Origin of the sequence: Streptococcus sp. SG1, from assembly GCF_030439935.1 — a bacterium.
Taxonomy (GTDB): Bacteria; Bacillota; Bacilli; order Lactobacillales; family Streptococcaceae; genus Streptococcus; species Streptococcus gordonii.
On the sequence record NZ_JAQFJC010000001.1, the window covers coordinates 44,795 to 71,147 of the forward strand.

At 40.8% G+C, this 26,353-nt stretch carries 25 protein-coding genes and 1 pseudogene; 3 read left to right on the forward strand and 23 right to left on the reverse strand.

Going from position 1 to position 26,353, the window contains the following annotated elements; genetic code table 11:
- Positions 1-249: 249 nt before the first annotated feature.
- Positions 250-4,791, reverse strand: coding sequence for a S8 family serine peptidase (locus tag PCY06_RS00225; protein WP_082307145.1), 4,542 nt, complete (start codon positions 4,789-4,791; stop codon positions 250-252).
- A gap of 322 nt (positions 4,792-5,113) precedes the next feature.
- Between PCY06_RS00225 and adhP the strand changes: the two genes are divergently transcribed.
- Positions 5,114-6,136 (forward strand): alcohol dehydrogenase AdhP, encoded by a 1,023-nt coding sequence (gene adhP / locus PCY06_RS00230; protein WP_048778796.1) that lies wholly within the window; start codon positions 5,114-5,116, stop codon positions 6,134-6,136.
- Positions 6,137-6,428: 292 nt separating this feature from the next.
- On the opposite strand, the gene PCY06_RS00235 is transcribed toward adhP, so the two are convergent.
- The 19 genes and pseudogenes from PCY06_RS00235 to PCY06_RS00325 form a co-directional block, all read right to left on the reverse strand.
- Complete coding sequence (locus tag PCY06_RS00235) at positions 6,429-6,794, reverse strand: TIGR02328 family protein (RefSeq protein ID WP_125369391.1); 366 nt, start codon at positions 6,792-6,794, stop codon at positions 6,429-6,431.
- Positions 6,778-6,858: pseudogene (locus PCY06_RS00240) on the reverse strand (DUF1722 domain-containing protein); the annotation flags it as partial. The pseudogene PCY06_RS00240 and the gene PCY06_RS00235, both read right to left, overlap by 17 nt.
- Positions 6,859-6,892: 34 nt before the next feature.
- The gene (locus PCY06_RS00245) at positions 6,893-8,638 is read right to left on the reverse strand and encodes a DUF2075 domain-containing protein (protein WP_096754712.1); all 1,746 of its coding nucleotides are present in this window, start codon (positions 8,636-8,638) and stop codon (positions 6,893-6,895) included.
- The gene (locus PCY06_RS00250; RefSeq protein WP_008808557.1) at positions 8,638-8,973 is read right to left on the reverse strand and encodes a nucleotide pyrophosphohydrolase; all 336 of its coding nucleotides are present in this window, start codon (positions 8,971-8,973) and stop codon (positions 8,638-8,640) included. The genes PCY06_RS00245 and PCY06_RS00250 overlap by 1 nt, the downstream gene beginning before the upstream one ends.
- A 288-nt stretch (positions 8,974-9,261) precedes the next feature.
- Positions 9,262-9,714, reverse strand: coding sequence for a GNAT family N-acetyltransferase (locus PCY06_RS00255; protein ID WP_008808556.1), 453 nt, complete (start codon positions 9,712-9,714; stop codon positions 9,262-9,264).
- Positions 9,715-10,560 carry an aldo/keto reductase gene (locus PCY06_RS00260; RefSeq protein ID WP_125369389.1) on the reverse strand — a complete coding sequence of 282 codons (846 nt, stop codon included), beginning with the start codon at positions 10,558-10,560 and terminating at the stop codon, positions 9,715-9,717.
- A gap of 79 nt (positions 10,561-10,639) precedes the next feature.
- Entirely contained in the window at positions 10,640-10,837 is a 198-nt protein-coding gene (locus PCY06_RS00265) for a hypothetical protein (protein ID WP_008808554.1), read from the reverse strand.
- Positions 10,838-10,983: 146 nt separating this feature from the next.
- Entirely contained in the window at positions 10,984-12,135 is a 1,152-nt protein-coding gene (nagA, locus tag PCY06_RS00270; RefSeq protein ID WP_061594838.1) for an N-acetylglucosamine-6-phosphate deacetylase, read from the reverse strand.
- Positions 12,136-12,295: 160 nt separating this feature from the next.
- Positions 12,296-13,927: a Na/Pi cotransporter family protein gene (locus tag PCY06_RS00275; protein ID WP_301385140.1), complete on the reverse strand. Its 1,632-nt coding sequence runs from the start codon at positions 13,925-13,927 to the stop codon at positions 12,296-12,298.
- A 144-nt stretch (positions 13,928-14,071) separates the two neighbouring features.
- A complete protein-coding gene (rbfA, locus tag PCY06_RS00280; protein WP_008808551.1) occupies positions 14,072-14,419 on the reverse strand; it encodes a 30S ribosome-binding factor RbfA in 348 nt (115 codons plus the stop codon).
- Between the two features lie 185 nt (positions 14,420-14,604).
- A complete protein-coding gene (gene infB, locus PCY06_RS00285) occupies positions 14,605-17,466 on the reverse strand; it encodes a translation initiation factor IF-2 (protein ID WP_301385141.1) in 2,862 nt (953 codons plus the stop codon).
- 17 nt (positions 17,467-17,483) lie between these two features.
- On the reverse strand, positions 17,484-17,783 hold the full coding sequence (locus PCY06_RS00290) for a YlxQ-related RNA-binding protein (RefSeq protein ID WP_268706863.1): 300 nt from the start codon (positions 17,781-17,783) through the stop codon (positions 17,484-17,486).
- Positions 17,776-18,072 carry a YlxR family protein gene (locus tag PCY06_RS00295; protein ID WP_008808548.1) on the reverse strand — a complete coding sequence of 99 codons (297 nt, stop codon included), beginning with the start codon at positions 18,070-18,072 and terminating at the stop codon, positions 17,776-17,778. Before PCY06_RS00295 ends, PCY06_RS00290 begins: the two co-directional genes overlap by 8 nt.
- Positions 18,073-18,082: 10 nt before the next feature.
- Positions 18,083-19,324, reverse strand: coding sequence for a transcription termination factor NusA (nusA, locus tag PCY06_RS00300; protein ID WP_301385142.1), 1,242 nt, complete (start codon positions 19,322-19,324; stop codon positions 18,083-18,085).
- A 45-nt stretch (positions 19,325-19,369) separates the two neighbouring features.
- Entirely contained in the window at positions 19,370-19,858 is a 489-nt protein-coding gene (gene rimP / locus PCY06_RS00305) for a ribosome maturation factor RimP (RefSeq protein WP_268706862.1), read from the reverse strand.
- A gap of 111 nt (positions 19,859-19,969) precedes the next feature.
- Positions 19,970-20,605: a tRNA (guanosine(46)-N7)-methyltransferase TrmB gene (gene trmB, locus PCY06_RS00310; RefSeq protein WP_008808545.1), complete on the reverse strand. Its 636-nt coding sequence runs from the start codon at positions 20,603-20,605 to the stop codon at positions 19,970-19,972.
- Positions 20,602-21,396 carry a cell cycle regulator CcrZ gene (gene ccrZ / locus PCY06_RS00315; RefSeq protein WP_008808544.1) on the reverse strand — a complete coding sequence of 265 codons (795 nt, stop codon included), beginning with the start codon at positions 21,394-21,396 and terminating at the stop codon, positions 20,602-20,604. The genes trmB and ccrZ overlap by 4 nt, the downstream gene beginning before the upstream one ends.
- A 40-nt stretch (positions 21,397-21,436) precedes the next feature.
- Positions 21,437-22,492 (reverse strand): ABC transporter permease, encoded by a 1,056-nt coding sequence (locus PCY06_RS00320; RefSeq protein WP_301385143.1) that lies wholly within the window; start codon positions 22,490-22,492, stop codon positions 21,437-21,439.
- The gene (locus PCY06_RS00325; RefSeq protein WP_045505875.1) at positions 22,489-23,220 is read right to left on the reverse strand and encodes an ABC transporter ATP-binding protein; all 732 of its coding nucleotides are present in this window, start codon (positions 23,218-23,220) and stop codon (positions 22,489-22,491) included. The genes PCY06_RS00320 and PCY06_RS00325 overlap by 4 nt, the downstream gene beginning before the upstream one ends.
- Before the next feature lie 138 nt (positions 23,221-23,358).
- On the opposite strand from PCY06_RS00325, the gene PCY06_RS00330 reads away from it, so the two are divergent.
- Positions 23,359-23,775, forward strand: a complete 417-nt coding sequence (locus tag PCY06_RS00330) for an HIT family protein (protein WP_268706860.1) — start codon at positions 23,359-23,361, stop codon at positions 23,773-23,775.
- A gap of 10 nt (positions 23,776-23,785) precedes the next feature.
- Positions 23,786-24,088, forward strand: a complete 303-nt coding sequence (locus PCY06_RS00335; protein ID WP_301385144.1) for a hypothetical protein — start codon at positions 23,786-23,788, stop codon at positions 24,086-24,088.
- A 49-nt stretch (positions 24,089-24,137) separates the two neighbouring features.
- Here the strand turns inward: PCY06_RS00335 and PCY06_RS00340 are convergent, their stop codons facing one another.
- Genes PCY06_RS00340 through tsaE form a run of 3 tightly spaced genes read right to left on the reverse strand, consistent with a single transcriptional unit; the run spans position 24,138 to position 26,329 of the window.
- On the reverse strand, positions 24,138-25,352 hold the full coding sequence (locus tag PCY06_RS00340; RefSeq protein WP_268706859.1) for an LCP family protein: 1,215 nt from the start codon (positions 25,350-25,352) through the stop codon (positions 24,138-24,140).
- A 6-nt stretch (positions 25,353-25,358) separates the two neighbouring features.
- Positions 25,359-25,883, reverse strand: coding sequence for a GNAT family N-acetyltransferase (locus PCY06_RS00345; RefSeq protein WP_061603636.1), 525 nt, complete (start codon positions 25,881-25,883; stop codon positions 25,359-25,361).
- A complete protein-coding gene (gene tsaE, locus PCY06_RS00350; RefSeq protein ID WP_061603635.1) occupies positions 25,883-26,329 on the reverse strand; it encodes a tRNA (adenosine(37)-N6)-threonylcarbamoyltransferase complex ATPase subunit type 1 TsaE in 447 nt (148 codons plus the stop codon). Before tsaE ends, PCY06_RS00345 begins: the two co-directional genes overlap by 1 nt.
- Between the last annotated feature and the right edge of the window lie 24 nt (positions 26,330-26,353).

A 26,353-nucleotide genomic window follows, 5' to 3' on the forward strand; every position in this document is an offset into this window, starting at 1 on the left:
AAAACGCGGTTCCACCCTAATTTATTACTTCATTCTGTTTACAAAATATAACCAAAAGCGCCATCTGCTCCGCTTCCCTATCTGGCTCACACTATCCCAGACTCGCTAAAAAGTAGACAAAGAGATTTCTTTCTAAAAAAGATTATAGCAGAAATCCTAACTATTGTAAAACACTTATACACCCTTAATAAAAGAAATCCCTCAAGTATAAACCTAAGGGATTCTAATTCTAAAGTAAGCTTGAAAGTTTTAAGCTTGTCTTGGTTTTCTAGGTTTCACAACTCTTGGTTTTCTGCCATCAAGTTTTCTCCTAGCCACCTTCAAATTCGCAATAGCTTCCTTAACCTCTGCTTGGCTAGCGCTTGGATCTTCCAGAACTGCCTTAGCTTGTGCATAGGCCTCTAAGTACGCTGCTTTAACATTCTCGCTAGCATAGATAAACTTATTGCTGATTGCTTGATAGTGCATGTCGTATTCTACTAATTTTTGTAAATCAGTAAAGTTCGTTGGCTTACCATCTAATTTTTTCTCAGCAGCTGCCAGTTTAGCCAGTGCCGTATCGATTTGCTCCTGGGTCACCTTCTCTTGGAGTAAAAGAAGAGTAACTTCTTGGAAGGCTTGGTCATAGGCACGGCGGTTTCTGTCCTTAGCATTGGCATAAGCACCTGTTTTCGTTGTTGCAGCATAAGCCTCTACTGCTGCTTTAACAGCTGCTACATCGGATTCTTTACCGTCAAGATCAGTTGTTGCAGCTTGCAACTTGGCAACAACAGCATCCACTTCTGCCTGAGTCAATTTACCAGCTAAAGCATCTTTGGCAGATTGATAAGCTTGATCATAAGCCAGACGTTTTGCGCTAGAAGCATTGTAATATTGAACTGTCGTTACTAGATTTGATTGCTGATTAACCGCAGCCATAAGAAGGGTTTTAACAACAACTCCTAGTTTAAGAAGATTGTTCTTACCTTCAAGAACCTCAACAGTTGGATCTGTTTCCACAAGCTCATAACCAGTTGGGAGATTGACAAAGACAGAGTAGAATCCTGCCCCTACTGATCGTCCAAAGGAATTCTTACCAAATTTAGCAGCAGGCAAGGTATATACATCGCCATTGTTGTTCTTGAGAAGTACTTGAGTATTCTTTGGTACAGCCTGATCAAAACTAACACTGACTGGCGCAAAGACAACTTCCTTAACAAGGAACTCGATTGTCTTGAAGCTATCTTGTGCTGTTAATTCAAATTCCTGCGTCTTGGAGCCGTAGAACTTAATTTCATCCCTATCATAGGTGAAGACTTCTACTGTATAACGACCGAACGGCAAGAAGTTGATATCTTTTCCTTTGTCCAAATCAACATATTTTCCTTTGTCATCCTTGATTCGATAGACAAAGGTCGTGTCGACATCTTTATGTGTGGTTGCATCCACCATGGAAACTCGGATCCGGCCTGAATTTTCAGAGCTGACAAATTCAGACAAGGCAAGAACATCTTTGTTGCCTGCATAATCTTCTACCGCATAGAAAATCTGGGACTTGTCCACTCCTTCTGGCAAGGTGTAAGTACCATCTTCATTGGCTGAAAGATAAACTCTATGCTCGTATTCCCGTTCTTTTCCATGGGAATCCACGTCCTTATAAGTGATTGAACCTTCTTCGTCTGCCTTCAAGTAGAAGACTTGTTCGCGCAGGATACCACCGTTTCCTACATCCTTTGGCTTACGGACTGTTAAAGTCTCAACACCATCTTTATTCGTGATATAACCTGAAGTAATCTGAGGTTTTTGGGTATCAATTTGAAGATCGAAGCTTACGGTTTGCTCTTCTGCACCAGGCACGTCAGGTGTGTAGCGTACGACATAGGTATAGTGACCATCTTCTAACGGGTTACCCTTGCTATCGCGACCATCCCAAACAGTATTTGTCAAAAGATAAGACTTCGGTTTTCTCGCATCACCACTATAGAAATTCTTGCGGCCATCCCAAGCCTTGCTACTTTGCCAGATTGGGAAGCGGTAGTCAGTATCATCTGTTGTATACACACTAGCTGTTAGATTGTTCACATTCCGGTAGAAGACAGAACGGTACTGAATCACATCTTTATTGCCATCGCCATTTGGTGAGAAGGCTAAGCGAATGTTGCCATCAGCATCCAGCTGCAAGATATGTTTCCCATCAGCATTTTCTGCTGTTCCTAAGACAACTGAACTGCGGTCTACAGTTTTGCCAGTTGAATAAAGGGTATCTTTAGACGTTGTTACGAGGCTCGTCACATTGCTTTTAGAATCAATACTTTTATCCTCTGGTACCTGATAATAGAAGCCTGATTTGCCATCGCGAACTAATTTATAAATTGGTTTTTCAGCAGCTGGCAGATTTTGGAATTGACCACGGAAGCCCATAAATGGAAGGCTCACTACATCACCATCATCTGCTGGATCAACAAAGCGAACAAAACCTTCCAAGAAGTAGCCGTTTGGCATTAACTTGGTCAGCTCTTCTGCAAATTTAGCCACATTAACCTTCACAGTTACAGTCTGACTACTATGAGCCTTGACCGTAACTTCTGGCCAGACTGTCTCAGTCAATTTACGAGGTGTCAGATCAAATTGACCATCCTTAACCGTATCTGTATTGGTATTGACAATCATTTTTAGGGTTCGGTCAGTGTCAGTAATATTATGAACCGTCACGTCAAACGTAAAGCTATCTTCGACATTGCCTAAAGATACACTTGGGTATTGGTTTTCCCCAGTAACATAAAGTCCAGTAGACACCGCAGCAGCTGTATCAACGATTCCTGCACCTTGCTGACGCGGAGAGGTATAAGCGCCTGTTTCTTTATCAATATGCAGCTTCGCAGTAGACATGATCAAAGCCTTGACCAATTCAGAATTCTGGGCTGGAGTTAGGTTTGGATAATGCTTGAGCAGGTATTCTTTCACCAAGGCAGCAACACCAGCCACATGTGGAGAGGCCATACTGGTTCCGTTCATGCTACCATAGGTATTGTCATTGAGTGAAGAATAAATAGATCCACCAGGAGCTGACACATCTGGCTTCAGCTGACCATCGGTTGTAACACCCCAGCTAGAGAAGTCAGATAGTTCTTTAGCTGTTGGATTTGGGCGATTATCTTTCAATCCGTTGAAGGCGATCTTATAATTACCAGCTGCTAAGGCTTCACCATACTGTTTGCTGATAAAGGCTGATGGAGCTGATTCTGAATCCTCATCCAAGGCCATTTGGATATTAGCACCTTCAACATTGTTGTAGATGAGGGCCCCAGCTGCACCATGTTGGATCGCATTTTTAATCTTCTCAGAGAATGTAATCGAACCACGCTGAATAAGGGCCAACTTCCCTGTCAAGTCTAGGCCATTAAAATCTTCCTCACGTCCTTGACCAGCATTGACATACTCGTATTCCTTGCCCTTTTCAAAGTCAGCCTTGCTATCTGCTTTGGCAAATGTAAATTTCCCATTGCTTAATTCAGCATTGTTTTCTAGACCACGAACTTCCATGACTTCTTCAGTCACTACTGTATTATCAACAGAGGCAACAGAAATAGCTCCTTCTGCAGTTGAAGGATTTCCGACTAAACCATAGTCTGGATTTTCAGCTAGAGGTTTGGAATGGCCACTTCCGAAAGTATTTTCGTTACCAGCCGCAATCACGACACTGACTCCTTTAGCTCGAGCTCGTTCAATCGCCGCAGAGAGACTAGGACTCATGTTTACGACTGATCCTGTTGCTGAACCCAAACTCATATTGATGGAATCTGCCCCCAAGGCTACTGCATCTTCAATGGCCTTGATATAAATGGCGTCACTCGTAGTTTTTTGACGGTCTGAGAAGACCCGCATGAACATCACTTGAGCTTCAGGAGCAACCCCATAGATGTATTCTCCATTGCTATCCTTCTTGTCTGGATTTCCAGCCGTGATACCAGTAACGTGCATCCCGTGAGAATAGCTATCTTTTTCCTTGATGCTATCATCGCCATCAATATAGTTATAGGCATAAACAACCTTGCTGTTATACCATTTACCATAATCAATTCCGGCCTTCTTCTTTGCCTCTTCAAGAGCAGCTTCCGTTTGGTATTTGGCCTTTGAAGGATCTGAAATACGCAAGACTTCATGGTGGACGTCTAAACCAGAGTCGATAACAGCAACCAAGCGACCTTCCCCTTTATAACCTTGAGACCAAGTTTGAGGAACCTTGATGATTTCATTACTACTGATGCTAGTTGGTTGCTCGTCCTTGCTGACTTTATCTTCTTCTGCAGAAGTCGCAGTAGCAACTGGCTGACCTGTATTTTCTGACGCTACAGCTTCTGTAGTCGCTGGCTTTCTTTCAGGATTTTCAGTCCTAACCTCCTGCTTATCATCTTTCTTCTCAGATGAAGGGCTTGTTCCCTCTGCTGTCGAAACAGTCTGTTTTGGCTCTATAGCTACAGTTGTTTCGCTAGCTACTTGCTTTTCTTCCTTAGTTTCTCCTGCTGATGGAGCTTGAGCATTTGCTGGCTCTGAACTTGAGGATTTGTCTACTTCTTCAGAAGTTTGCGACTTGTCCTCTTTTACTGTCGCCTTATCCGCAGAAAGAGACTCCTGCTCTGACGGATCAGCTGTCGTAACTAGGCTTGACTGCTGACTCGCTTCTGCTGTGCTAACGGCTGTCTGTTCGTCCGCATTGACTTGGCCTGAACCAAAAATCAAAACAGTTCCCAACAAAGCCGAAGCCAAACCAAATTTGAACTTCCGAAGTGAAAAACGTTGTTGTCTTTTCATACAAAACTCCTCAATATTTTTTAAATCATATTATAATAAAAATTGTCTGAAAATTCATACTTTGTTATAAAATGTAACGAAAATGTAATATTCCCGAATGTTTTTCTACTTAATACCTATTTTATAAAGTTTGATGAGTCAATTTGTTTGAAATATAGAACAAAATTAGAATAATATACGGTTTTTACCACCTTTGTCGTGAAAAATAGTCCTCCTAGCAATCTAGCAGGGAATTACTCTTTGCTGAAAACGCTTGCCTACCTAAAAACTTTGTGATATAATTAACATATTAATAATAATAACTAAACAGGAGGAACTACTTATGAAAGCAGTTGTTGTTAATCCAGAAAGCACTGGTGTGGAAATTATCCAAAACAAAGAACTCCGTCCGCTTGAAACAGGTGAAGCTCTTGTAGAAATTGAATACTGTGGTGTCTGCCACACTGACTTGCACGTTGCACATGGTGACTTCGGCAAGGTCCCAGGCCGTATCCTTGGTCACGAAGGGATCGGTATCGTCAAAGAATTGGCTCCTGATGTGAAGAACTTGAAAGTCGGTGACCGTGTCAGTGTCGCTTGGTTCTTTGAAGGTTGTGGCACATGTGAATACTGTACTACAGGACGTGAAACTCTTTGCCGTACAGTAAAAAATGCTGGTTATTCTGTTGACGGTGGTATGGCTGAACAATGTATCGTAACAGCTGACTATGCTGTCAAAGTTCCTGAAGGTCTTGATCCTGCACAAGCTTCTTCTATCACTTGTGCCGGTGTAACTACTTACAAAGCCATCAAAGAAGCTCAACTCCAACCAGGCCAATGGATCGTCCTTTATGGTGCAGGTGGTTTGGGTAACCTAGCTGTTCAATATGCTAAGAAAGTTTTCAATGCCCATGTTATCGCAGTCGACATCAACAATGACAAACTTGCATTAGCCAAAGAAGTTGGTGCTGATATTGTCATCAATGGACGTGAAGTTGATGATGTTCCTGGCCTCATCAAAGAAAAGACAAACGGCGGTGCTCATTCTGCAGTCGTAACAGCCGTTTCTAAAGTGGCCTTCAACCAAGCTGTTGATTCTGTACGTGCAGGTGGTCGTGTAGTAGCTGTTGGTTTGCCATCTGAAATGATGGACCTCAGCATTGTCAAGACTGTTCTAGACGGTATCCAAGTCATAGGTTCTCTTGTAGGTACTCGTAAAGACTTGGAAGAAGCCTTCCAATTTGGTGCTGAAGGCTTAGTTGTTCCAGTCGTTGAAAAACGCCCTGTTGAAGATGCCGTAGATGTCTTTGATGAAATGGAAGCTGGTACTATCCAAGGACGTATGGTACTTGACTTCACTCACTAATGCCTCTTTCTATTAAACAAAAAACGAACTATCCCTAGAATAGTTCGTTTTTTTATTGATGCTTTTACGGTATAGGGTTCTTAAGGCTTGTTGCAAAAAAGATCTCACCATTTAAGAAGAAAGATCTATCACCCTGTTTATAAAATAGTGTGCAACAAGCTCTTTTTCATCACTTTATAACTGAAAATACATCATAATACTAAAACATAAAACCTAGGGAATAATCCTTAGGTCTCATCTTTATGACTCAAAAATACAAAGAAGAATTTTGCATCGCAAGCCTTTCACGCCGTTACTCCAGCTCTATCCCCTTCTCACGGAGATTATCTAAGCACTCCTCATAGTAGGCGTCATTATGCTCACTATAGATAGGATTGCCTAGCTTCTCCTCAGGCAAGTCTTCATAAGAAGGGCAGGTCTTACCACGGTAGTTCTTGTCCAGCCACTCTGGGCTGACCCGATAGCCACGACTAGCCATCTCCTCCATGATCAAACGATGATAGGCATAGAGACGATAGGGCGAGTGGGTAAAGACATAGTCCACCGTCGCATGCCTCCTCCCCCAGCCATTGCCACGTAGGGCGCAGCACTCACGATGTTGCCCCAAAAGTTGAGGTCGGGGAAGTTGAGGAATCAATGCCTCATGCCAAAGTCTCATAGAAGTCTCCTTTCAGTAAGGTAAAATGTTGTAAGTAGGTATTTAGATAAAGAACAAGTAAATCTCCCTTGGAAGACTAATGATAACTGACTATAATTTTATTTAATTGCTTTCTTCAAAGCTTCCCTTAATTCTTCATCAACAGCATAAATATATAAACCATTTACTCCTCGTGTTAACAGCACATTTAATTCATTTCGCAACAGTCTTTCACCATAGTTGACTTTTTCACCATTCGCAAGTTTACGGTTTTGAACAGCACCCTTATTTTTACTTTCAGAAATATCATAAATAATTTTGCCGTTTCGATACTTCACAGATGGTCCGATAATAACACCTACATAATTCAAGTCAAATCCCTGAACTGTGAACGTAGAGCCTATTTCATCAATTGTTTGAGGCTGCTCTATCCAAGATAATTTGTCAAATTCCTTCTCTGACTCTAATTGTAGATTCCAAGGAGCCTTCCAATCACCTATTTCAACAAACCATTTCGGAGTTGGTTGTTTCTTATTTTCTCTGACATATGGCCAATCATATGTTGCTACCAATCTAGAAATACCTAATTTTTGATTAGCATTCTTAGATTTGATAGCATTTTGTAGTTCCAAAGGAGAATCAAAAGATTTAATATCATATCGAGCATCTTTTTTAAATTTCTTAATTTCACCTTCATCAACAATACAACGAATCCAATCAATAGTTTCAGAATTTGCGCTAATTCTCATTTGATTGCGTAGTTCAATTAAATTTCCTTCCAGATTAGCTTCATGTTCTAATTCTAAAAATGAATTATCAGTCCATATTTGAGATTTATTCATAATCTGTTTATCATCATAAACCAGAACAACTACTTTTGATTGTGCTAGTAGATCTTTTAAATGATTTCCACCAAGATATGATTGATTCTTCGCAGTAAGCAGTAGATGGCCTTCGTCAACTATAACCACTCCTGCCTTAATATCATTTTTCTTCAGTGCATTTAAAAATTGAGTAGGCTTGTTCGCCACTTCTAGACTAGAGCCACTATTCCAATCTAATTTTCTTTCAATTTCTTTGTACACTTTTAATTGATGATCATTGTTTACAACGATATTAATGAAATTATTATCTTTGATAAATGAAATATCATCAGAGTTTAATAAATCATCCACAAGCGAACTCATTAGAACTGTTTTCCCCGCTCCAGCTTCTCCTTTAACTAGAATGAGTGTTCCATCTTGATTTTTACTAATCGAGGCACTTATTTTATTAATAATAGTGTTTTTAGCTTCGATTTGTTCTTCGGTCAATTTATGAAACGGAGACGCTTTGAAAATTGCTGAATTTCGAACAATACTCTCAACAGGGAATAAATGTTTGTTGCTCTTTCTTAGCAAACGCCAAATTTTTGAAAAAATTGAATCTAACTCATTAGATGTATAATATTCATTTTGAGGATTTCCTCTTCTATTTTGTACCCTAGTAACATTGTCGACACTTGATAAATAAAGCATTAAACGATTTTCTATATCTAGAGTTAACGACTTATTAAAATGATTGTGACCAATTACAAACATCTTCGTTGTCGAAGATGTTGCAAAATCTCTCCAATCATCTCTATTCTCTTTTTTTATATCGTCAATTAAGTGTTGACTAGTTCGTCGAATTATATCCGTTGTTTCTCCTATGTATACACTAAATTGATTTTTCTTCTCATCGTTAACAATATAAACTACTGGATAATCGAATAAAAATTTTAAATCATTTTTATTTTCATTAAGACTAAGTTTGTTTTTAAGTTTCACCAGTGAGTTGCTTGTATAATCTATTTCTCTTACAATTGGGCTTTGTATTTTTACCATTATTTCTCCAACTCAGTGTATTTTTTGTTATTCCCTTTGCTCAAGTTAACTGGATACTTCATATTATTAGAGATAAGTTTATCCTCAATAATCTTATTTACATCAAGTTGTAAATTATCAGCTAACATAAAACTATAAATTAAAACATCTGCTAACTCTTCAGCAATTTGATCTAATGAATGACCGACAACCTCTTCTGACTGTTTCCATTGGAACAACTCCAAAAGTTCACTAGCTTCCAGTGAAATAGATATAGCTAAATCCTTTTCATTGTGAAACTTTCGCCAATCACGATCATCTCTAAATTTATTTATTTTTTTTATTAAGTCATCCATTTGTTTTCAACCTCTATTAATTTCGATAAATTTAAACAATTATAATTTAAGTAACATTATAGCATTTTTTAACTTTCCTTTTAAATTTTTAAGTAATTCACTCTAATACATTCTGTATGGTAGCTTAAAATAGTAATAATATCTTAAACTCTATTAGTTTACTTGCCGCATTACTGACAGTCGTTTTTAGAGAATAATAGGTTTGCTTTTTATCATAAATTATTGATTAAAACTATTTTTAAAATCAATTCAATTAAATCCCCAGCTCATTTCAAACTGGGGATGACTTTATATTTTTAATTCATAGACTTCCTGCCAGCCGGCTGGTCCTAATATGCGCTGGGGCTGTTTGCTAAAACCGGTCTCTCGGTAGAGATAGGAAGCGACTTGATTTCTCTCATTGACGCCTAAGATGATGCTTTTATACATGGGCAGATGCTCTCTTATGAAGTCAGGCAAGAGCTTCAGCGTCTGACTACCGTATCCTCGCATCTGAAAGTCTTCATCTGTCGAAAAGCTACGAAGGAGCAGACTATCTGGCTGACCGCCATAAGTAAACTTCTTTTCTCCAGAATCCAAGATTAGAAAGGTTACGATTTGATGTTCTTCAAGACCCAAGATAGCATAGCGATTTTCTAAGTCAGCTACAGCCTCCTTAGGATGATTGGTAAATCTCAAGTCGGTTAAATGGTAAGACTGCAAGGCTTCTCTATCTGAACTGCGATAGAATCGGATTTTCATCTAAAAATCCATTTCATCAGGATTTGGTGCGCCACCTGCCAGGCCACTGATATTTTTGAGGACTTCTAAGTCTGCAGCATCTAGCTCAATGTCAAAGCAGTCCAGATTGCTAGCAATCCGGCTCGGAGTGACCGACTTAGGCAGGGGCAGGAAGCCTTCCTGCAAGCTCCACGCTAGGACGATTTGAGCAATGGTCTTGCCATACTTGTCCGCCACAGCTTGTACGTCAGGATTTTGAAAAAGCTCACCTTGGCCAAATGGCCCCCAAGCTTCCAGTAAAATCTCATGATCACGGCAGAAGTTCACTGCTTCTGTCTGATAGACACCTGGCGCCAGGCGGATTTGATTGACTGCCGGCCTTATGCGCGCTGTCTCAAGCAGGGCTTCTAAGTGATGAGGCAAGAAATTGCTGACGCCGATTGCACGAATCTTCCCAGCCTCATAGAGATCTTCCATGGCACGCCAGACTTCATCATTGCGCTTTTTCCAAGCATCATTTTCCCTCAGGGGTTTGGGATTAGGCCAGTGGATGAGGTAGAGGTCCAGATAGTCCAGTCCCAGCCGCTCCATTGATTGGGCAAAAGCCTCCAGAGCCTCCTCATAAGTATGGTTGTCATTCCAAAGCTTGGTCGTGATGAAGAGCTCCTCGCGCGGAATGCCGCTGTCCTTGATTGCCCGTCCGACACTCTCTTCATTCTTATAGATAGCGGCCGTATCGATGTGTCGATAGCCTGCTTTGAGAGCGGCTAATGTTGCCTGATAGGCTTCCTCACCATCCTTAGCCTTCCATGTCCCAAAGCCAAGCACTGGGATTTTCACGCCATTGTTTAAAAGGTACGTTTCCATAGGTATCCTCCGTCTATTATTTATGAGATCCTCAAAGAGCTAAATTGCTCTGTTGAGAAATAGTTGTCTATTATCCGACCTAGTCCTTCTTTTTCTTCTTAGGGACTATAGGCCCTGGTTTGAAGATATTTTTCTTGGTCGGAGCCATTCCCTTACTGATAAAACTATAAATGATAAAGGCGGCTCCAGCGACAATCATCAGAATACGACTCATCGCTAAGCCAAAAAGAAGAAAGACCACACCCATAAGGGTAAATTTATAATCAATCTTTTTCATGTTTCACTCCTGTTTATTTCGTTGATATCATTATATCATGAATACATCATTTCATATTGATTCAAATTTATTTTCTCAGCTTAAAAAAAATAGAAAGAACAGGCTCACCTGCTCTTTCTTTAAATAGTTAGGAGACTTTTGTATGATTAGGCTTCAAATCTTTTCTCACCATCCAAGTATGTGGCAATCAAGTCCAAGTCATCATTTAAAACGATAAAGTCCGCATCATAACCCTCTTTGATCTGACCGCAAACATCATCAATATGAACAGATTTAGCTGGAATCAGGCTAGCCATCATGACGGCTTGGTGAGGATTGGCAATGCCCCATTTAACAACATTCTTCAATCCATCTTTTAATTTCAAGATTGAACCCGCTAGGTTGCCTGTTGATTTGAGGCGGGCAGTCCCATCTGCCACAACCACTGGAAATTCACCCAGCATATAATCACCGTCTTCCAGACCGCCAGCTGTCATACAGTCCGTAATGAGAGCGATGTTTTCATGGCCCTTTTGCTTGATCAGAATATCGCAAGCCTTAGGATCCACATGGTGGCCATCACAGATTAATTCTGCGTAGGTATGAGGAAGCTCATACATGGCACCAACCATACCTAGCTCCCGGTGAGTCAAGCCACGCATACCATTATAGGCATGTACCCATACGCTAGCACCAGCTTCCACTGCTGCCTTGGCTTGGTCAAAGGTTGCATCTGAGTGGCCGAGTGCTACTGTCACACCTTCGTCAGTAATCGTGCGAACAAATTCTTCGACACCATTGCGTTCAGGCGCAAGGGCAATCTTATTTAGCAAGCCATTTGAGGCCTTTTGCCAAGCACGAAATTCATCCATACGAGGATCTTTCATGTAGGAAGGATTTTGCGCTCCCTTGTATTTCTCGGTGAAATAAGGTCCTTCAAAATATAGACCACGAATCTTGGCACCAGTAGCTTCTTTGTAGCGGGCACCGATATTTTCTGTTACAGCCAGCAAAAGCTCATAAGACGAAGTCAAAGTAGTTGGTAAAAAGCTCGTAACCCCTGTTGTCAAAAGACCATCACTCATGGTATGAAGGGTGCCTTCGATGTTATTGTCCATGACGTCCACTCCGCCAAAGCCATGAATGTGGGTATCTACTAGACCAGGTGCTATAGAATAACCAGTGTAATCAATCACTTCAGCATCAGCAGGAACTTCTTTGACCAGCTTTCCAAATTTGCTGTCTTTGATTTCTAAATAACCACCTTGACGGATCCCTTGAGGATAGAAAAACTGATCAGCTTTAATATATTTAGGCATAATATAACCTCCAGATTTTGTCCAAATAGACTAACTTTCTCCCTATTTGGTACTCATTGATTATGTCATCTATATTATAAACCTTTCCCATTTATTTGTAAATGGTATAGACCTATTTTATAAAAATTATTATATTAAAAAGACAGGAAGCTTTTCCTGTCTAAATTTGTTCTGCTTGGACCTTTTCAGCCAGATTCATAGCGTGGTCCGCAACCCTTGTATAGTGAGAAATGATATCGATAAAATTGACCCCAGCTTGTGGTGTACATTCTCCGCGGTTGAGGCGCGAAATGTGGGTCTTCCTAAGCTTACGCTCTAGCTGATCAATTTTCGTATGCTTTTCTTCTAGACTGTCAGCCAGTTCAATATTATTATCTTCGACCGATTGCAAGGCATCCTTGATAAAATCCAAGGTCATTTGGTAAATCGTTTCTAATTCTTCCAAGGCAGCTTCTGAAAAGATAACTTTTTTCTTAATCAGGTAGTCTGTCAGTTGAAGCAGGGCTTCACCGTGGTCCCCAATTCTCTCCAAATCTCGAGAAGAGTCTAGGATATTGGTTAAGACTTCACTTTCTTTTTGATTCAGCTGTTCTCCAGAAAGATCAATGAGATAACGTGTCAGTTCTTCGTCAATAGCATTGATGGCTCCTTCCGTCTTATGACCCTTGTCTGCAGATTTTTCAGTATGGTTGATCAAATAATCATAGGACAGTTCAAAAGATTTAACAGCGTAGCTTCCCAAATGAAGCAATTCTTTCTTAGCATTTCCTAAGGCTAATGATGGTGCTTGCTTGATCAAAATTTTATCCAGATATAGCGGTTCGTACTTAACAACCTCATCTTCACCAGGAATTAGTTTGGTCACTACATAGGCAAGAAAACCAATCAGTGGGAATTGAAGAATGGTATTGGTAATGTTGAAGGCACCATGAGAGAAAGCAATCGTCATCTCAGGCGATAGATGCAAGGTCGATTGAAACCACTGAACCATATTGGTAAAGGCACCGAGAAAGAGTAGACAGACCAAGGTCCCCAGAACGTTAAAGAGCACATGAGAGGCTGCAACACGTTTAGCAGCAATGTTGGCGCCCAAAGAAGCAATAATTGCTGTTATGGTCGTCCCGATATTGTCCCCAAAAAGCACCGGTAGGGCTCCTTGAAGACTAATCAAATCACTAGCATATAGATTTTGCAAGATACCAATCGTAGCAGATGAAGCCTGAATCAGCAAAGTCAATCCTGTTCCGACAAAGACTCCCAAGACTGGATTTTTGCTGAGCTGAATCATATAATCTTTGAAGACCTGTAAATCCTTAAGTGGTTCCATCGCACCGCTCATCAGATTCAGCGCAAAGAATATCCCTCCGACCCCAAAGAGGATCCGACCAATATTGTTTATAGCACGGTTTTTAGTAAAGAATATACAGACAGCACCGACAAAGAGAATGGGAAGGGCATATTCCCCCAGCTTAAAACCAATGATGAAGGAAGTCACTGTTGTTCCGATATTGGCTCCCATGACAATCCCGATGGCCTGGCGCAAGGTCAGGAGCCCCGCACTTACCATCCCAACAGTGATAACCGTCACACCTGAACTGGATTGGATAAGAGCTGTCATCCCGATACCAACCAGGATACCTAAGATAGGATTGCTGGTATACTTATCGATAAAATAACGCAGGCGATCACCAGCGGCTTGTTGCAGACCATCACCCATCATCTTGATACTATAAAGAAATAGTCCCAAACCACCTAAAAAGTTAAAAATAATATCTTGCCAATTAATGGACATTCTTTGCCTCCTAAAACCTCTTTCGAAGTATTCCTTTTATATTTTATAGAATAATCGTCAAAGTCACAAGACCTTTTTTTAAAAAAATGAAAAAACTATACTATTTTGTGCAAGAAAAAAAGACCACAGAAGGTCTTTTTCCTATTATTTATCCAAATCCCGCAACATTTGGTCAATCTTGTTACCATATTCAATTGACTGATCTTTTACAAAGGTCAAGTCTGGGATTTTATACATTTTTAAATTGTGGCCCAACTCACGTTTGATGGTTCCAGTTGCTTTTTCAAGTCCCAACTGTGCTTTTTGATTATCTGATGCCAGATCACTCATAATAGTATAGTAGACCTTGGCCATTGATAAATCACCCAGCATTTGCACATCAGTGATGGTCACACCTTGGACACGCGGATCGCGGACTTTCTTTTGCAAAATCTCATTGACTTCGCGCTTGATTTCCATCCCAACCCGGTCCACACGGAAATGATTTGCCATTGGATTTCCTTTCTATTTCTTTCTCTGTAAGATAAGCTAGGCTGAGCCTAGCTTATTTTTATTTGGTTATAGAAGCCCGCCGTCTCATTTTGAGAAATGAATTGATCTAGGATTTCCGTAGAATCTGTCATCCCTATCAACATTGATCTCATGAATACGGACTTAAAAACTTCAGGATTTAGCTTTTATTTTTTAATTTCTTCCATGATGTAGGCTTCAATTGTATCATCTACTTGAATATCATTATAGCCTTCAATCATGAGACCACCTTCACGGCCGTTTGTAACTTCTTTGACATCGTCTTTGAAGTGCTTCAAACTAGCCAGTTGGCCGTCATAGATCACGACGCCGTCACGAATCACACGGACCTTAGAGTCACGGGTAACTTTACCGCTGATAACCATAAATCCACCGATGGTACCAACTTTAGAAACCTTGAAGGTTTCACGGATAAGGGCTTCACCGATAATTTTTTCTTGGTATTCTGGGTCCAGCATTCCCTTCATGGCGTCTTCCACTTCTTCGATAACCTTGTAGATGATGCTGTGGAGACGAATTTCAACGCTATCAGACTCCGCTTGCTGACGAGCTTGCGGTGTAGGACGGACATTGAAACCGATAATAACGGCATTTGAAGCTTCAGCCAAGGTTACGTCTGATTCATTGATAGCACCAACTGCTGAGTGGACGATGGTTACCTTCACGCCCTCTACTTCAATCTTTTGTAGGGAAGCAGCCAAGGCTTCAACAGAACCTTGTACATCGGCTTTGATGATAACATTAACAGACTTGACTTCACCCGCTTTAAGGGTATCAAAGAGATTTTCAAGGCTGACACGGTGAGTGGCTTGACGTTGCTTCAGCAAAGCCCGTTTAGCACGTTCTTCACCGGCTGCACGCGCCGCTTTTTCATCTTCATAAACAGCGAAATGATCCCCAGCCATTGGTGTTTCGTTTAGACCTGTGATAGAAACTGGTGTAGATGGACCAGCTACTTTGACACGACGACCCAAATCATTGGTCATCGCACGAACACGACCAAAGGTATTACCGACAACGATAGGATCTTGAACATTCAAGGTACCTTGTTGGACAAGTAAGGTCGCAACAGCACCTTTTCCTTTATCCAAACGGGCTTCGATAACGGTACCGATTGCACGGACTGTTGGGTCAGCCTTAAGTTCTTGGATCTCTGCTACAAGTAGGACTGTTTCCAATAATTCATCGATGTTTTGGTTGAACTTCGCTGAGATTTCTACAAACTCAGAGTCCCCTCCCCAAGCTGTTGACATAACACCATGTTCTGCCAATTCACCGATAACACGTTCAGGATTGGCACCTGGCTTATCAATCTTGTTGATAGCAACAATGATTGGAACGTTAGCTGCTTTTGAGTGGTTGATCGCTTCAATAGTCTGAGGCATAACCCCATCATCAGCTGCAACGACCAGGATAGTGATATCCGTAACAGACGCACCACGAGCCCGCATAGATGTGAAGGCCGCGTGTCCTGGCGTATCTAGGAAGGTAATCTTCTTGCCACCTTCGACGATTTGGTAGGCACCGATATGCTGAGTGATTCCTCCCGCTTCACCTGTCGCAACGCGTGAATTACGAAGGGTATCCAAGAGCGTTGTTTTACCATGGTCAACGTGACCCATGATAGTCACAACTGGTGGACGTTCTTCTAAAGCATCTTCATTGATGTAGCCTTCTTCGACAAAGAAACGTTCAATATCAGCAGTGTCAACTTCAACCTTCTTCTTAGCTTCGATACCATAATCTACCATAAGGAGTTCAATTGTATCACCGTCAAGAGATTGGTTTTGCGTTGCCATAACGCCCATCATAAAGAGCTTCTTAACGATTTCTGCTGGTTCACGTTTGATCCGTTTTGCAATTTCTGCCACGGTCATGCCATCTGTATATTCAAATTCTGTTGGCAATTCATGGAATTTACGCTCTGTAACAGGTTTTGGAGTCGCATTATTATTCCGATTGTTTTTGCCTTTTTTCGTTTTCTTATTGTTATTCCAATTACTATTCTTTTGATTTCTCACTTGATTTTGACTGCTTCGATTCTTTTGTTGTTTTCTTGGACCATCTTCTTCGTGATCAAAGTTATCACGTTCCTTATCTGGTCGTGCTTGTTTCTTCCGACGCGTATCTACAGCAGGCTCTTGAGTTGTTGGAGCCGGTGTTGCTGGTGCTTGCGCTGTAGGTTTTGGAGATTCTACTTCTACAAATAAATCTTCCAATTTAGCTTGTTCTTTACGCTTATTCTGCTCCCGCAAAGCTTCCTTGTTAGCCTTAGCCTGTTTGAAGCGCTCTTCACTAGAACGAGCATACTCAGCATTTTGCTCAGCTTTCAAGGCTGCTGCCCGCGCTTTAAAGTCAATCTTAGGCCCCTGGTTAAAGGACTGGCGTTGTTGATTGTATTGTGATTGACCTTGATTGCGATGTTGATTGCCTTGCTCTTGACGATTACGGCGATCATTGCGATTTTGACTATTACGGTCATTGCGATCGTTTTGGTTATTTCGGCGATCGTTGCGATCATTGCGGTTTCCTTGCGGTCTTTGTTGACCCTGTTGTTTACGACGCTCTGCCTGCTCTTTCGCCCGTGCCTCTCTTTCCGCTTTAAAGTTACGACTTTGTGGACGTGTAACTTTTGGAGCAGTAGTTCCTTGTGCTTGTTCTTGCTTACTAGCTGGGGCTTTTGCACTAGCTTCTTCCACAGGCTTAGGTGCTGATGCTGGGCTAGGTGACAGCTTGTTTGTTGCCTGTTCAGTCTTATCCTTTGCAGGCTTAGACGGTGTCACCTCTGTTTTTATTGGTTCAGAACTTGGTTTTGCTTTAGCCTCAGAAGTACCAGCCACTGCTTTTTTTGCAGAAGCAAAACTGGCTACAATCTTATCCGCAGCAGTAGCTTCAACACTTGATGAATGACTTTTAACATCCAAGCCTAGCTCTTTTGCCCGCTGAACAATTTCCTTACTTTCTTTTCCCAGTTCTTTTGCGATTTCGTATAATCTTTTTTTAGACAAATCCTTGTCCTCCTGTTCTATTGCATAATAGACCTCATTTTCTTTGTAAAACCAGCATCTGTGATGGCAAGCACTTTTCTTGCTTTACCAATCGCAGAGCTCAATTCCAGTGTTGAAAACACGGTTGATACGTCTACTTGGTAATAGTGGCTTTTATCATTAATTTTTTTACTCAAATTTGGAGCGGCATCATGGGCTAGAAAAATCAGTTTAGCCTTCCCTTCTTGAATGGCCTTAACGACTAATTCTTCACCAGAGATAATGCGACCTGCTCTTTGTGCCAGACCTAGTAGATTTGCGACTTGTTGTTTATTCAAGACCTAACTCTCTTCTTTTCACTTTGTGATCAACATAAGCAATCAATTCATCATAGAAAGCTTCGTCCACTTCCATATTAAAACTGCGATTAAAGACTTGTTTCTTTTTAGCTTGAAGCGCTTCTTCGTTATCCAGTTTGATATAAGCGCCGCGGCCATTTGCCTTACCGGTTGGGTCAATAAATACTTGACCTTCCTTGTTTTTAACAATTCGCAGTAAATCACGCTTGTCAATCACTTGGTTTGAAACAACTGATTTTCTTAAAGGGATTTTTCGTGTTTTTGCCATGCTTGCCCCCTTAGTCTAGCTCTGTAACTTCGCTTTCTTCAAGGTCTGTTGCTAGTGCTGCTGCAGCCATTTCTTCCATTGCCTGGTCAGTATAGGTCAGATTTGCATCATCTTCGTAGACAACTTCCTCTGCCACTTCTCCAAAGCCACCCAATTCATTAGCTGCTTCCATCGCTTCAAACTCACTTGCTGATTTGATATCAATACGATAGCCTGTCAAGTGAGCAGCCAAGCGAACGTTTTGTCCACGACGACCAATCGCCAATGACAACTTATTATCTGGAACGACCACTAAAGCACGTTTATTATCTTCTGCGTTAAAGATAACTTGGTCAACTTCAGCTGGTGCAATAGCATTGTAGATGAATTCAGCTGGATCTGCTACCCATTCGATGACATCGATGTTTTCTTCAACAGGAACCATACGGTCGCTCTTAGCATCGTATTTTGCTGGGTGGAACTTGCTAGTGATTTTCTTGATATTAGCTCCGCCACGACCGACGATTGTACCGATAGCATCAACATTTGGATTGTGGCTACGCACAGCGACCTTAGTACGGTCACCTGCTTCACGTGCCACACTCATGATTTCTACAGTTCCATCGTAAACTTCTGGGATTTCTTGTTCCATCAGACGTTTAATCATTTCAGGATGGCTACGGCTTACAAAGACATTCACTCCACGAGGGTTGTCTTCAACCTTGTAAACAAATACTTCGATCCGATCATGTGAAGTAAAGACTTCTCCAGGAATTTGATCTTGTTTAGAAAGTTGGGCTTCAATACTACCTAGGTTTACATAGATAAAACGGTTATCAAAGCGTTCTACCGTACCTGACATGATTTCATTTTCATGTTCCTTATAAGTGTTATAAGTGATAGTACGAGTTTGCTTGCGCATTTTTTCCATAATAGTCTGTTTAGCAGACTGAGCGGCAACACGACCAAACTCAACAGGAGCTTCTTCAAATTTAATCTTATCTCCTAGTTCATAAGCAGAACTAATAGCAAGCGCATCTTTCAAACTGATTTCTAAACGACTGTCAAAAACTTCGTCCACAACTTCACGAACTGTATAAACATGGAAGTCACCCTTTTTCTCATCAAAATCAATCAAAGCACTATCAGCTTGACCATAACGGCGACGATAAGCAGAACGAAGAGATTCTTTTACTGCGTCGATAATGTCTTCTTTTTTGATACCTTTGTCTTCTTCTAAGATGCGGAAAGCATCTAGCATTTCTTTACTCATGTTCTCTTAGCTTTTGCTGTGCAAAAGCAATCCTTTCTTTTATTTCTAAAACTTAACAGCGAGTCTTGCCTTGGAAACAAGACTATAGGGAATGTCAATTTCTTTCTTACGAGTTTTGTCCATATATTCTAAGGTCAGGATATCCTCTTTAAACTGGAGCAAGGTCCCTTCAAATACCTTTTGTTTATCTAAGGATTTATACAAACCAACATGAATATATTGACCAACTGCTGCTTCCACCTGCTCTTTGGTCTTAAGTGGTCGCTCCAAGCCAGGGCTAGTCACTTCAAGGAAGTACTGCTCAGGAAAGGGATCCGGCTTAATCGTATCCAGCAAGGGACTGATAATATCTGTCAAATCAGCTGTATCATTGACGGTGATTCCTTCTGGCTTGTCCACAAAAACACTTAGGACATAGTCGCTACCTATCTTTCCATACTCTACATCAACCAATTCAAATGGCGCTGTAATAGCTGGCTCAATCACTGCCATTACTAACTCTACAATTGTTGCGATAAGACTGCACCTCCTCATAGATAAGAGGCGAAGAATGATCTCCGCCTCACTTTCTAATATTCACTAAACTGTATTATAGCACTCCTCTCTTTAAAAAGCAAGAGATAGAGGCTTTTTCAGCATTTTTTATTAAAATACTGCTTCTACTCGGTAAATAACCTGCCCTTTGCTAGAAAATTTTTGTTCATACTCTGTCAGAACATTTCCTTCAAAGTCGCTCGTATGTAAGTCAAGCCAGACCCCTTTCAACTTCATACCATACTGAGAAAAGCTAACCAGGCTGTACTCAAACAAACCACGATTGTCTGTCTTAAAATGGACTTCTCCTTTTTCAGGTAAAATCTGCTTAAAGGTGTCCAGAAAAGACTTATAGGTTAAGCGTCGTTTCTCATGGCGTTTTTTGGGCCAAGGATCAGAAAAATTCAAATAAAGTCGCTCAATTTCCCCGTCAGCAAAATAATTGGTCAAATCAGAACCATCCACCCAGAGCAATTTGATATTAGGAACATCGGTTGCCAAGACCTTATCAAGAGCATAGCTGAGAACTGATTTTTGGATATCAATTCCGATATAATTGATATTTGGGTTGGCCTTGGCCATACCAGTAATAAAGGCCCCTTTACCACTTCCAACTTCAATATGAATCGGGTGATCATTACCAAAAAGCTCCTGCCATTTTCCTTTAGCATCAGCTGGGTTTAAGACGACATATTGGGGATTAGCTTCTAGAAGCTCTGTAGCCCCCTTGCGATTTCTTACTCTCATGATTCCTTTCTGTATTTGGCCCGGAAATTGCGCAAGGCATAAATTTCGCGGTTCACATTTTCTAAATCGTTATTCTCATAATACTTAGCGACTTGGCAAAGGTAGCTATACTGGCTGTACCAGTAGAGCTTCTCTAAAACCTTTTCATTGTATTTATAGCCATAATAAATCAGCCATTCTTCCCAACGTGCTTCTGGAATATAGTGACTGAGCAAATGCGCTACGTCGAACATTCTATCTGTTAAGCGGACAGAGTCCCAATCAACGAGGTATATCAATCCACTCCTTGTTTCTACCCAGTTACTATGACGCACATCCCCGTGCACAATAGTTGCATAATCTTCTCGGAAGGCAGGCAAGTTTTTACGTAAGTCTGCAATGATGGACTGTAAATACTGGTTGCTCTTCAAGGCCATAGGCACTTTTTCTACCCAGTTATCTAAGAGATCATTAGGATGTTCTAAAGCGTAACCTAGTTTTGTCAACTGAGTCATCAGTGGCCGTGACCGGTGCAGTCGGATTAAAATATCAAAAATTTGCTTTCTTTCCAAACCATCTGGTCCTAAAATTTCACCAGACAACCATTCTTGTGCAGTCATCACATTGCCATCAGGAAGACGACGGCTCCATAGAAGTTGCGGAGCAATTTGTTCCTTAGCAAGCCCTGCCAAAATTGGAGTCGTATTCATCTTCACAAATACACGCTCTCCATCAGGATAACTGCCCATATAAGCCTTCCCGCTCTTACCATTTATAGGCGTTAGGGTCAGTTCATTATCGTTCAAGTCCATTCTTACCCTCCATCAAAGTTTCCAATCTATTTTACTAGTTTTAAGCCCTTTCGTCAACCAATCCTTTAAGCTTATAAGGCAGATAAACTGCGTAAAGTATCAGGTATACAAGAAGGATAAAAAGGACCATTATTTTTTCTTTAAAAAATAGCAGAGCTGTCAATAATTCTACGATTAATACGACTGCTCCAATGCTAGTGATAACTCGTTTAGCTCCTTTTACCTTTGCACTTTCCTCTAGAGGGAAGAGTTTGATTAAATATTGATAATCATAAGCATCATACAAGGCTATAAGCTGAAAGAGCAAGAGGTACTGAAAAAGACCGACAAAGACTGTTGCAATCATGCTTTGAGGCAGAAAAATAATGATCAGCATAGATAAAATCAACAAACGTAGACTAAGAGCAAAAAAGTCCCCATTTCTCAAATAAGAACGCAAGAAGAGATTATCCCAAACTTTCTCTTTATTCTTGGACAGGCGATTGGTCAAGAAATCTAAATAAGCTCGTCTTTTTACGCTACTTGATATTCCCTTAACATTCGTAAAGAGAGCAAAAAATTGCAAAATTCGCTGTTTACGTCTCTCTTCGTAGGCAATTAGAGACTTCCAATCAAGCCCTTCCTGCAAATAGAATTTCCGACTTTTCCATTGAAATACCAGAGCTTTCAAAGCAAACAGGAACAAACAATATAGAGTAAAGCCCCATATAGGCACACCTAAGGCTAGAAAAAGAGGTGCCAAGAGAAGCAAAACCAAAGTTTGCAAAATTCCCCAAAGAATAAAAGAATTTCTCGTTTGTTTTCCGACATAGACACGGACTTCTTCTTCCTTAGCCAAAAGAAAGAGGCTATCTGGCTTTTCAAGATAGGTAGCAATCCTGCCCATAAAAACCAAGCCCAGTGAAAGGAGGACTAAGGCTAGCCAGATAGGCAAATGATTCTTAGGAAAATTTCGAAGCAGCTGGCTGTATTGAACCGCTGTAAAACCCAAGAAAACCATTAAAAATAGAACAAAGTGGTCATTCAAAACATAGCGCAGATATTTTACACACTGGTTCCGAAAATCCAGTCTGCGCTTAGCAAATACTTCTCTCATAGGGCAGCCTCTTCTGTCAAAGCTAGGTAGATTTCATTGAGACTTGCTTCTGGCAATGAAAATTCTTCTCTCAACTGTGCTAAATTTCCTTTAGCCCGTACCTGACCCTTGTGCAAGATAACAAAAGAATCACACATTTTCTCTGCCGAATCAAGCACATGAGTACTCATCAGGATAGACTTCCCTTTAGCCTTTTCTTCTGCCAAGAGCTCAATCAAATCGGAGATGGCCAGAGGATCCAATCCTAAAAAGGGTTCATCCACAATAAACAAACTAGGGTCAATCACAAAGGCACAGATGATCATAACCTTCTGCTTCATTCCCTTTGAGAAATTAACCGGAAACCAATCTAACTTGTCTTTAAGACGAAAAATCTGAAGCAATTTATCCACTCGATCTATTGCTGTTTGCGAGTCAATATCATAAGCCATAGCAACCGTCTCAATATGTTCCTTCAAAGTTAATTCTTCATAGAGACTCGGTGTTTCAGGTATAAAACCAATCTTTTTACGATAGGCTGTCCTGTCTGACTTCAGGCTCAAACCATCTATCAAAATTTCTCCTTGATAAGGCGTCAAGAGACCGATTATTTCATTGATGGTTGTTGACTTTCCAGCCCCGTTTAGACCAATCAGTCCAACAAGCTGACCGTCTCCAACTTCAAAACTGACATCTTTCAAAACAGGAATATTGACATAGCCACCTGTAAGCCCTTTTATTTCTAACATTTTTTCTCCAATTTCTGGTATAATATCTGTATTGTGGGTACTGCTCTTAACCCAGCAAACCGTCTCCTTTTTAAGACGGTGAGCTCTGTATTGCAGTCTCCTCTATTATATCAAAATCTAGCCAAAGAGGTGCATTTTATGACAGATTGTATTTTTTGTAAAATTATTGCAGGAGACATCCCTGCGGCTAAAGTCTATGAAGACGAAGCCGTTCTAGCCTTTCTTGATATTTCACAAGTTACGCCTGGTCACACACTTGTTGTCCCAAAGCAACACTTTCGTAACCTTCTGGACATGGACGGAAGTAACTCTAGTCAACTCTTCGAACGTGTGCCTCAAATCGCCCGTAAGGTTATGAAAGCAACTGATGCGGCAGGCATGAATATCATTAATAATAACGAAGAAATTGCCGGCCAAACTGTTTTTCATACCCATGTTCATTTAGTGCCACGCTATGATGAAAATGATGATTTAAAACTGACCTTTGTTGCTCATGAGCCTGACTTTTCTGAACTAAGTCGCTTGGCAACTGAGATTTCTCAAGCTATAGATTAGGAGGCTTATAATGAAATTATCCAATCTCTTTCTCTTTACCGGAGCAGCTATCACTAGTTACCTGCTTGTAAAAAACCGCGAAAGCATAACGGATGAAATCAGCGATACTGGCCAACTATTACGCAAAGCACAAGACAGCCTATCTGATATCCAAGCTAACTTAGATTACCTAAAGGACCAAAAAAGCACCCTGGAAGATATAAGCAAGGATCTCCAATATAAGATCAATGTTTTTAACCAAGAAGCGCGAGCAAGATTTGCTGAAATTCAAGATATTTGGGAATCTTCTCCTATCAAACAAAAAAATAATTAGATTTAAAAAGAGTCAAGTTTTCAAATGCTGAAAGCTTGACTCTTTGTTATTATTGCGCTTCTATTCCGGTCGCAGTAGATTGTTCCTGGGTCGTAGGCGTTGCTGTTGCCGTCTGGTCCACTGAACTAGGTGATGTAATTGTATTCCCCTGACTAGTACTAGCCGGAGTTGAATAAGAGTAAGTATTGTTTGAATAAGTCGTTTCTGTGTCCGTCGCATCCGATAAGGACGAAGAATAGCTAGCAGAAGAACTTGTTGAAATTCCACCACTTCCATCTATTTCATCATACAAGACTGCATTCGTCTCTAATTTTGACAAAGTACTTAATCCAAGTGACTTACGCAAAATGTTTTGCATCTCTAACAAGTGGTCTCGTGTCACAATTTGGTAACTTCCACCATCAGCTAGAGTCGCATCTTCGCCTCGTAATTGCTGGCTATCAATTCGTCTGAAAGCATCCTTGTAGCCCAAAAGCTGAGGTATACTTCCAGATGTTAATTCAATATTGGTTTGCATATTTGAACTAACTGCCTTCAAAATGGCCTGGTAGTGACTCACACTAGTTAAACTGAGAACCTTCTCAACAACTTTTTTGATAACTTCACGTTGGCGTTTTTGACGACCATAGTCTCCTTCTGGATCTTGATAGCGCATCCGAGCGTATACCAAGGCTTGGTCCCCATTAATCTTTTGAACACCCGGCTCAATCTTAGCTGTGTATTCTGGTTCGTTTTCTTCGATGGAAATAGGAAAATCAAAGGTATTATTAACTGTAATGCCCCCGACAGCATCCACCAATTGAACAAGGCCCTTCATATTAACCAAAACATAGCGATCGATATGAATATTCATCATCTCCTGGATAGTGGAAATAGCCAACTTAGCACCACCTGAAGCATAGGCTGAGTTTAATTTTGCCTCAACTGTTTCACCATCTTTATCCTTGAACTTGGTAAGAATATCTCTTTCCAAACTCATCATAACTGTCTTCTTAGTTGTTGGATTGACGGACAGTAGAATCATACTATCACTATTTCCAGCCCATGTATCTTCACGAGAGCCACTACCTGTATCCACTCCCATCAGAAGAATCGTCATAGGTTTCGTAGCAGAGATAACATCTGTTTCTCCTCCCAGACTCTTATAGGTCTTCGACGAGAGTTCCCCAGTAGATTGATCATAAATAGTCCAGGCATAGGCCCCCACTCCCATGACTGTCACCAGCAATAAACTTAAAAACATTAATAAGGTCTTTTTAAACATATATTTTTAATCTATCAGTTTTCCCATGAGGTAAACATCTAGAAATTTCCCTTCGTTTAGATAGGCTCCACGTTTTTGTAAGCCTTCAATCTCAAAGTCTAAACTTTGATAGAGATGCACTGCTCGTTCATTTCTTACTTGCACACTTAGAGCTAATTTGCGAATCACACCAGACTGGCTAGCCCAATCAATGGCTTCCTCCATGAGAATCCTACCCAAACCTTGGTTCCAGTATGATTTTCTTACAGCAATGAACAGATCACCAATATGGCAAACACGCGCATGGCGATCAGCAGTAATATTGATTAGTCCGGCCAAATTTTCATCTAGGAAAGCCAGAATTGAAATTCGATTTTCCAAGGAAGCCTGTAAGTCTAAAAATTCAGTCATTTGCTGCACACTCATCATGACTCCCTCCTCATCCAAAGTCGTATAATCAGACTCTTGACCAATCTGGCTGAGAAAGTCAATCAGAAGTTCCGCATCACTAGCTTCAGCTTCCCTCAGTAGCAAATCATATTCTCTTGGCATTAACGGTTTTCGCTTTCTATCTTTTGCAAGAGATCCTTTGAAGCTTGTCCAACAGCCTCGAATAAAATCCGCCTTCCGTCTTCTTCTTTGACAAGCTGAATCTTCAGGTAATCTCGTGGCAAACTATCTTCCAAAAGCTCTCCCCACTCGATAACAGTAACCCCATCACCATAGAGGAAGTCATCTAGATCAATTGAATCTGGATCTTCTCCAATCCGGTAAACATCCAGATGATAGAGTGGCAACCGCCCTTCGTACTCTCGAACAATGGTATAGGTAGGACTCTTGATCATTTGCCTAATATCCAAGCCTTGAGCAATCCCCTTGGTCAGGGTTGTTTTACCAGCCCCCAAATCACCTGACAAAATCAGCACATCACGCGCTTGCAACAATCGCCCTATTTTTTGACCAATAGCAATCAGCTCATTTTCATTATGACTAAACATAAGTCTTATTATACCAGAAAAATT